This window comes from Vibrio sp. 10N.222.48.A3 (genome assembly GCF_041475345.1).
GTDB classification, from domain to species: domain Bacteria; phylum Pseudomonadota; class Gammaproteobacteria; order Enterobacterales; family Vibrionaceae; genus Vibrio; species Vibrio tasmaniensis_A.
This window is the reverse complement of the sequence record NZ_JBFRVX010000435.1, coordinates 1-8,480: the sequence shown is the minus strand read 5'-3', so window position 1 is coordinate 8,480 and position 8,480 is coordinate 1. Positions and strand designations below refer to the sequence as shown.

7 protein-coding genes and 1 pseudogene are annotated in these 8,480 nt (G+C 44.0%); 3 read left to right on the top strand and 5 right to left on the bottom strand.

What is annotated here, in order from left to right:
* The 3 genes and pseudogenes from AB4653_RS13255 to AB4653_RS13245 form a co-directional block, all read right to left on the bottom strand.
* Positions 1 to 2,606: M6 family metalloprotease domain-containing protein (locus tag AB4653_RS13255; protein WP_372104397.1), on the bottom strand; the 2,606-nt coding region annotated here is incomplete at its 3' end.
* 105 nt (positions 2,607 to 2,711) lie between these two features.
* Positions 2,712 to 3,020, bottom strand: a pseudogene (locus AB4653_RS13250) (LysR family transcriptional regulator); the annotation flags it as partial.
* A gap of 93 nt (positions 3,021 to 3,113) precedes the next feature.
* On the bottom strand, positions 3,114 to 3,575 hold the full coding sequence (locus AB4653_RS13245; RefSeq protein WP_009845687.1) for an Lrp/AsnC family transcriptional regulator: 462 nt from the start codon (positions 3,573 to 3,575) through the stop codon (positions 3,114 to 3,116).
* A 243-nt stretch (positions 3,576 to 3,818) separates the two neighbouring features.
* Here AB4653_RS13245 and yjeH point away from each other — a divergent pair, with 243 nt between their 5' ends.
* Positions 3,819 to 5,090 (top strand): L-methionine/branched-chain amino acid transporter, encoded by a 1,272-nt coding sequence (gene yjeH, locus AB4653_RS13240; RefSeq protein ID WP_009845688.1) that lies wholly within the window; start codon positions 3,819 to 3,821, stop codon positions 5,088 to 5,090.
* Positions 5,091 to 5,136: 46 nt separating this feature from the next.
* Here the strand turns inward: yjeH and AB4653_RS13235 are convergent, their stop codons facing one another.
* Entirely contained in the window at positions 5,137 to 6,594 is a 1,458-nt protein-coding gene (locus AB4653_RS13235) for a PLP-dependent aminotransferase family protein (RefSeq protein WP_009845689.1), read from the bottom strand.
* 90 nt (positions 6,595 to 6,684) lie between these two features.
* On the opposite strand from AB4653_RS13235, the gene AB4653_RS13230 reads away from it, so the two are divergent.
* Both AB4653_RS13230 and AB4653_RS13225 read left to right on the top strand, forming a co-directional pair.
* Complete coding sequence (locus AB4653_RS13230; RefSeq protein ID WP_009845690.1) at positions 6,685 to 7,344, top strand: pyridoxamine 5'-phosphate oxidase family protein; 660 nt, start codon at positions 6,685 to 6,687, stop codon at positions 7,342 to 7,344.
* Positions 7,345 to 7,427: 83 nt separating this feature from the next.
* On the top strand, positions 7,428 to 8,330 hold the full coding sequence (locus tag AB4653_RS13225) for an urea transporter (RefSeq protein ID WP_009845691.1): 903 nt from the start codon (positions 7,428 to 7,430) through the stop codon (positions 8,328 to 8,330).
* Positions 8,331 to 8,336: 6 nt separating this feature from the next.
* On the opposite strand, the gene AB4653_RS13220 is transcribed toward AB4653_RS13225, so the two are convergent.
* The coding region (locus AB4653_RS13220) for a helix-turn-helix domain-containing protein (RefSeq protein ID WP_372104394.1) at positions 8,337 to 8,480 on the bottom strand (144 nt) is incomplete at its 5' end.

Sequence of the window (8,480 nt, the reverse complement as noted above, 5' to 3'; positions counted from 1 at the left end):
AGCATACACAATATAAAGAGGATAGGTAGTGAGGAACTTCCTCCGGATGAATTATCTTGACTTAATGGCACAGATGATGCGTTTGAAACACTCGGTAAAACTTCTATATCAAACGATCCGACCCACTCATCACCATCGGCCGATAAAACCTTATATTTGATAGTGTCATATAAAGCCAGCTTACGTTGAGCAGGAGCATTATAAATGATCTTACTATCGACAATTTTTGCAATACCACTGCGTGGGAATTCTAAAATATATAATGTGTGGTTAGCTCCGTTAGTAATAGGAACTAAATCGATTGTATCTCCATATTTTACTTGCAACGATTTGGTGCCTAATAATAAAGCTTCCGTTCTTTGCACATCCAGAACTACAGACTGCTTTGCATAACCTCCTGACGAGTCCTGTACCAAAATTGTAAATCGGTATCGCTCTCCTTTCGAAGCATCACTAGGTACTATCACTTGTAGGACTTTGGAGCGTGATCCACTTAATTTCAGGCTTGGACCTTGAATTTGAGACCACATAATTTCATGTTCAGAAGAATCGACGTCGGTAATATCGGTTACCGTAAAAGTAACAGTTTCACCAGGCTTAGACGTCACCTCGAGCCTATCTATTGTTAACTTTGGCGCGTCATTCACAGGCTTAATATCAACTTCCACACTAGCAAAATCCGTCTCATACCCTAGCTTATCTACCAAACGGTATGTGAAGCTGTCACGGCCAAACTGGTCAACCTTTGGGAAGTAGGTTCCATCCTTTATCACGCCCTTCATTGGCTTCTGAGCGATTTCAAAAGAGTAATTATTTGGCTTCGGTAAATTGATATCATTAGCCAATAAATTAAGCATAAAAGGGGTATCTTCCTCGGTCGATATCATGTCATCGACAGCAATTGGCCTCGCATCTATTGGCAACTCAAAAAGCGCTGCAAAAGGGAAATTCTGACCGAAACCGCGACTCAACCCTCGAGTTTTGTAATCAGAAATAGATCCTGAAAATTGACTTTTCCTTTGTCCATCCCCTAAATACGCATCTAAAAACTGAGTTGAGTATTCAGGGGTACCATTCTCAATCTCTAAGACAATTAACTTTGTGCCTAGCCCAAGCTTAATTTTCTCGTCGAAAATGATTTGTCCGCCGCCCTGCCTCGCGATGCCTCTGTGTAACAATCGAGCTGCTTGCTCGTCAATAACTGCATTGCCGAATCTTGATTGATATGGATATTCCACCAAACGATAAAACATCGGCATCGCGGCGCTCGTTGCTTTCGCGTAAAAGTGAATTCCTCCAATACTTTGGTTTCCCTTGACCACATCAATGGGGAAACCTAGAACATTAATATTCGCGTCATAACGTGGGTATGTTCTCCCAAAAGAGGTTACCCAAGATGATTTGTTGTTGGTGTTAGGTACCAACAAAGAGAAACTCGCTTTGGTATCATCGCTAACAATATTGGTTATTGAGATATCCGTCTTTCGCCCCGCCGTAATCGCTGTTAAGGAAGGTTCTGAATCATCGGAGAGATTGGTAACCGATTCTCTACCTGGGAAGACATCGCCAGAGTCTCCAGAAGAGAATCCATTTTCTAATAACCCCTCTCCATCGGCTTGGAATACCTGTACTTGCATCGGACCAGAACTATTGAATTGGTTATCTATATTCACGGCTGTGATTAATAACCCCTCACCACGGAGCGCTTGGTCATAATCGTTTTTGCGTCTATTTTCCACATAAGCACGAGGCCCAAACTGTTTAAGGTAAGGGTCAAGGTGGATAACGCTTTCACCCTTGATTGTACCAACTTCAATACTCCCGTTATTGGAGAGAACTTTCGGCTTTAAAAAACCAGATGCCTCTTTACTCCAAGCCAACATGTTGACCGGAGTTTCGCCAGCATACTGATCCGTCGGTTTTCTCCCCCAACTGCCCCCTCCCATTAACCCCCAATGACCAATAGAACCATCATGCTGATAAGAATATAAATCTGGAAGTCCTAACATCAGATGTCCAAGCTCATGTGCTATCACCCCCATTGTTGACTGATGGTCACCTTGATAATCGGCGAACAAGCAATAAGCACTAATGCGTTTTCCATCGATCTCGACAGTGCTATGAGCATACTTATGAGGCCAAATTGTCGGGGTTTTTCGTGTACCACTAGATTTGTCATTCCCAGCAAAGACAAACATGACTGACAGCTCTTGAGCTGAGATGCTATTATCGTTGTTCGAATCATATTGAGAAAGGTCGAAGTCAACATCTAGCGCTTCATATGCCTTTGTGAACACATTATTAAGCTTAGTTTGGCAGTTTTTCTCAGACTTTGAATGGCAGTTAGGATGATCTATATCCAGCGTGATATTAATAACACCATCATTTTTTGTTCCTTCATTTTCTTTGGCAGGAACAACTTTATAATTCCCATAACTATTTTTTAGGAAATAATCTTGAACACTTTGTTGGTTTTCACCAAATATCGTCGACTGAAAATCATTTTCAATCTGTTCGTCTAAAAAACTGACCTGTATTACCAATAAGGCCTGCTCAGTGATCCTTTTTTTCGAAGGACTGTTTAGGTGTGAGCGTTGAGTATTCATTGGGGTAAATCTTTTGTGGTTCGCAGCGGGTGAGTCAAAAGATTCATTGATATGTATTGGATCAATCTTTAGGTTTTTTATGTTTGATTCAACGGGTATTTCAGTATCACTCGAAGCCAACACCAATTCACCTTGCCAGTCTTGTGGATCAAATGGCTTATCATCTAAGAGGTGGTCAAACTCGCCCAGCAAGTCATCGAGCTTGCCTTTAAGCAACAAAGCACGGTTGGTTGGCACCAGTTTGTTCCCATCACGAACCAGAAGAGGATCACCACATAGATCTCTAAGCTGAGCCAGTTGACGGCTAACCGCCGACTGCGTGATGTGCAGACGCTGAGCGGCTCGGCTTACATGGCACTCTTCAAGAAGCACATGCAGCGACCGCAGTAAATTTAAATTGATATTACCTAACATCAGCAACCTTAGAGTGAATAAGAATAGAGCGAGTAAGAATAAGTTGAGTAAGTACGGAAAAATGACGACACAGTGAAGGTAAGCAGCACTCACTCAAGACATATTAAAAGACGAAGTTTGCTTGTTGAAGAATTCCGTTAAGACAGTATGAGTCATAAGATGTCGAAGTTCAGGATAGCCTTGCAGCTGGTCACGAATTTGGTTCAAACGCTCCATGCTTTCAACTTCAACATAAAGCATCATGTCGGTCTCACCGCTAATAGAGTGACACCACTGCACACCATTAATGGCGTAGATATTTTTAGCGTAAGACTCACAATTATGGTTACTGCTCGACATGTCAAACTTCAAAGAGATATAAGCGCCAACGTTCTTCGGTAAATCAGGCTCGGTCACCTGTGCACAATATCCTGTGATGATCTTATCGTTTTCCAGCTTCTTGATTCTGGCGTTCACTGCAGAGCGAGACAGGCTGACATCTCTTGCGATATCGCTCACTGAGCATCGAGCGTTAATTTTTAGAATATCTAAAATTTGGCGATCAAATTTATCCATGCTTCTGATTCTTTCCATTTATTGTTCTATTTATAACGCCTAATTTGACACAACTTTCTAACTTATAACAGCCATTATGACAGCCGACACTTTCACGCTTAATCAAATTAATACCGTTAAATTGACGGTGTCTTAAGACGTTTCGCTAGCTGTATTATTGATGTCGACAATGTATGCTTTCAATCTCAGCCTCACAAGACTGCACCATAAAACCGATATCAAAGCCAATAGCAAGGACAGCGAATGACGCAACTCAAACAAGAAATCACGCTTATTTCAGGAATTGGACAACTCTCTACGACCTTGCTTGGCACAGGATTGTTTATGATCCCAGCTATCGCGGCAGGCATTGCAGGGCAGTTATCGCTACTAGCATGGTTAATCCTGTTTATCGCTATTTGCCCGATTGCACTAACCTTCGCAGCATTAGGGAAACGCTACCCCAATGCAGGAGGCACGGCCTATTTTGTACGCCAAGCATTCAGCGAGCGATTAGAAACCAGTGTGGCTTGGTTGTTTGTGAGTGTTATTCCTGTCGGTATTCCAGCGGCGATTGCATTGGCAGGTGGCTTTGCTCAACAGCTGTTACCAGCACCACTCGACACACCATTAGGTGCTCAATCCTTTACCGTCGCTTTGCTTATTGCCGTCAATTTGATGGGCAGTAAATCTTCAGGCCGCTTGCAAACCGTAATTGCCTTATCGATTTTTGCTTTAGTCAGCGCCTTTGTTTGGAAAGCCGACATCACTGCTGCTGACATCGCAGTTCCGACTATGACATCCGATTCAATGTGGTCTATTGGTGCTGCACTGGCGGTTATGTTTTGGTGCTTTGTAGGAATCGAAGCCTTTGCTCACATGGGAGAGGAATTTAAGAATCCACAGCGTGACTTCCCCATCGCCATCATTGCCGGGTGTTTCGTCGCAGGCTTAGTGTACTGGGCTTGTTCAGTGGTTATTATCAAGCTAGGCGCTTATGGTTCACCAGAATTTGATGCTGCCTCTATCCCATGGGTGACAGAGCAATTGTTTGGCAATGGCTTTAAAGCCGTTATCAGTGTACTTGGCTTCTTTGCTTGTTTTGCTAGCCTAAACCTTTACACCCAAAGCTTGTCTCGCATGATTTGGGCTCAAGCTCGCCAACACACTCCGACCAGTAAAATGGCGCAGCTCAACAGCCGTGGCGTACCACTTTATCCAACCTTAGCAATTGGCTTTATTGCGCTTATCTCGTGTGTAATCGGCGAGCTGTCTAATTTGGATCTCGAATTCTTTCTTAAACTCGCCAACGGTATTTTCGTACTGGTTTATCTGCTTGCGATGTTAGCGGCTTGCCGATTATTGACTGGCGCATCTAGATACATTGCCATGCTCTCACTGGTGATCTGTACCTTGGTGTTTATCTGCCTAAGCTGGTCGATGCTCTATGCTGTGACTGTTTTTGTGACATTGTCACTCCCTTGGCGGAAGTGGCTAGGCAAAGGTAAACCCACTGTCTCTATCGACAAGTTGTAACTCGATTAGTGATGAATCAGAAAATTGTAAACAAGCCCTACCAATATTACTGATAAAAAAGCCGAGCGATCTGTTTGATCTTCGGCTTTATGTCAGCCAGTCGGATATTACCAAACCCCAGCACTGCACCACTCCAATCACGAGCATCACTTGATCCATATTCATAAAAGTCAAAAGGACGAATGATGATATTTTCAAACTCTGCTCTACGGCTCCACTCATGTTCAGATATCCCTTGATACCACTTCACTGTCACATGTAGCCCAGCAGCCTGACTGATCACTTCAAGATCGCCATGAAACTCACTTTTAATCGCTTCTATCATCGCTTCATGCTTGAGTTTGTATGAACGACGCATCTTTCTAATATGGCGCAATAAATCGCCTTCACGTACAAAGTCCGCCAGCGCTTCTTGTGTATGTGAGGCCGTGTCTCCAGTGAGCGCATCTTTAATCTCAAGACACTTCGCCACCAGACTTTCTGGCACCACCAAATAACCTAGTCGCAAGCCATTGAACATCACCTTACTCAGGGATCCGACATAGATGATGCGATCATCGAACCCTAACTTTCCCGCTAACCCTTGCATGCTGGTATAAGGGCGATGAGCAAACTGAAACTCACTGTCGTAATCATCCTCAATGATCCATGACTGATGTTGATTGGCCCAATCGATCAGTTTAAGTCGTTGCTCGGTATTCAAGGTCGTGCCCATTGGGTATTGGTTACTCGGCGTGACATACAGAGCCTTGGCGTTACTGGACAGCACTTTTTCAATATCTAACCCAACCTTTTCACGCACACTCACACCGTCTAGCTCTAGCCTCAACAGATCGATGATTTTATGCACTTGTCGATAGCCGGGCTCTTCCACAAGGATTTTGTCCCCCATAGCTAACGTCGCCATCAAACCAATTGAGATGGCTTGCTGCGCACCTGCGGTGATGATGATTCTATCGGTACTGCAGTGAACCGAGCGACTACTCGCAAGATACCCGCTCAATGCTTCCCTCAAGGCCAAGCTTCCCTGAACCTCTTGATTTCCCGCTATGTTCTGACGTGTAGAGTGACGTTGCAGCAGCCTCTGCCATTTCGCAAAAGGGAACGCATCTAAGTCAGGAACTCCGGGGGCAAAGCTGCGGTTAATGTCGTTAGGTGTCGCTATGTTTGCAGCCGGTTTACTGACTGTTTGTTTAACCTTCGGATCCTGAACACTGTTTGGCTGAGACAAACTTAGAAAGTGCTCTGGTTGTTCAACCGAGACATAAAACCCTGAGCCTTGCTTACTCTCGATATAGCCTTCGGTGACCAGTTGTTCGTACGCATAAATCACCGTATTTCGACTTACCGACAGTTCTACGGCCAACTTACGCGTTGAGGGTAACTTACTGCCCTTACTCCATAAATCTTGAACAATCTTTTCTCTGATCGCATGAAACAAGGCGGTTTGACGCGTGTCATGTTGCTCGTCTAACTGTAGGTCACCGACATCAATAGGCTGCATAACTGGATCCAAATAGTGTTTAAAAGTGGCTCTATTTAATAAACCAGTTAATCGCTACATTAATCAAAAGGCAATGATTAAGGAGCGATTATGTTATCTAGCACGAAAAGAACCACGATTAAAAAAGGGGCTCACAAAGCCGTATTTGAACAAGAGAAACTTCATCAAATCATAGATGAGAGCTTAATCGCACACATTGCATTGCAAGGCGAACATGGACCAATGGTTATTCCAATGCTCGCGTGGCGAGTGGATGATATGGTCTACATCCATGGTGCTAAAAACAGCCGCTTGTTGAAAGGCTTAAAAAAAGGAGAGCCAACCTGTTTAACGTTCACTTTGTTCGATGGTTGGGTGTTAGCTCGTTCGGCATTTCACCACAGTGCGCATTATCGTTCTGCAGTGGTGTTGGGGTCATTTTCAATCATCGATGACAACCAAGAAAAAGATCGCTTATTGAACATCTTCATTGAGCAAATCGCGCCGGGAAGAACCGACGAAGTCAGGCTCAGTAATGAGAAAGAGCTCACCGCCACCGAGCTATTGGCGATCCCTTTAACAGAAGCCTCCGTGAAGATAGGTAAACATGGAGTGAATGATGATAAAGCTGATATGGATATCCCGGTATGGGCTGGCGTATTACCTTATCGAACGGTCGTTGGGCCATTAGAAACCGTTCCAGAGCAAGAAGGCATCATTGAAACACCAGATTACCAACAAGCCTATGGTGAGCGCTGGTATCAGAATTGATACGCAAAGATGGTCAACTTAATAAAATTGCATACAATCTGAGCTACAAAAGATTCAACATAGCAAAAGAATGTAATCAGACGATGAGAACGAATAAGGATATTCTACCATTTGAAGGCTTGCTCAATGGCATTGGGCAAGTCTATTTCACACCGTCTGTTATGACGTCGCTTCTGCTATTGTTTGCCATTTCTATTGAGTCACTTGCGCTGGCTTTTCTTACCTTGTTTGGCGCCAGTTGCAGCTATGGATTTGCCTTACTGACCAATAAACCGTCTCATGATATTGAGAATGGCATGTATGCACTAAATGGCGCACTGATTGCTTTGTTCATCGGGAATTTTTTTGAAGTAAATGGGTGGCTGATTTTAGTAGTAGCCCTCGGCTCGCTCATTACCGTACCCATCGCCAAGATCGTGTTTAGCTTTAAGAAGTATCGCGGTTACACAAGTGCCTTTATCCTCACCTCTTGGCTGATTTATACTATCCAATCAACCTTGGGGCTATCGGCGTTTTCGGCACCTGACTCCGCACTGAGGCCACTAATCAGTCTTGAGGTAGACTCGTGGTTCAGCTTACCAACACCGGTGCTACCGTTATTGAAAGGGATCAGCCAAGTCAGCTTTATCGATAATGCACTATCGGGTCTAGTCATCTTGGTTGCCATCGCACTCAACAATATCAAGCATGCGCTATGGGTAGTACTCGCAGTGTTAATCAGCACTGTTTTTAGCCACATGATTGGCGCTTCTGGCGCGCTAATTGAGCAAGGTCTTTACGGGTACAACGCCACTCTTGCCACTCTAGCACTTGTGTTCTATCCGCGAATTCCTTGGCCGTTGATCCTATTAGGCATGCTGTTGAGCTGTCTAATCACACTTGGTTTTCATGAACTGTCACTGCTACCACTCACCGCGCCTTTTGTCCTTAGTACTTGGATAACCGTTTACCTATCCACTCATTTTAAAAAGCTAGATGAAGACTAATGACGATCAGTATTGACTCTCAAAACGCTCAATATACTGCTTAGGCGTCAAACCTCGATGTTTCTTAAACATCCGATTAAAGCTCGCGACGTTGGTATAACCTAACCTCTTTGAGACCTCTTCCACTGGCACTGAATACATCAACAACTC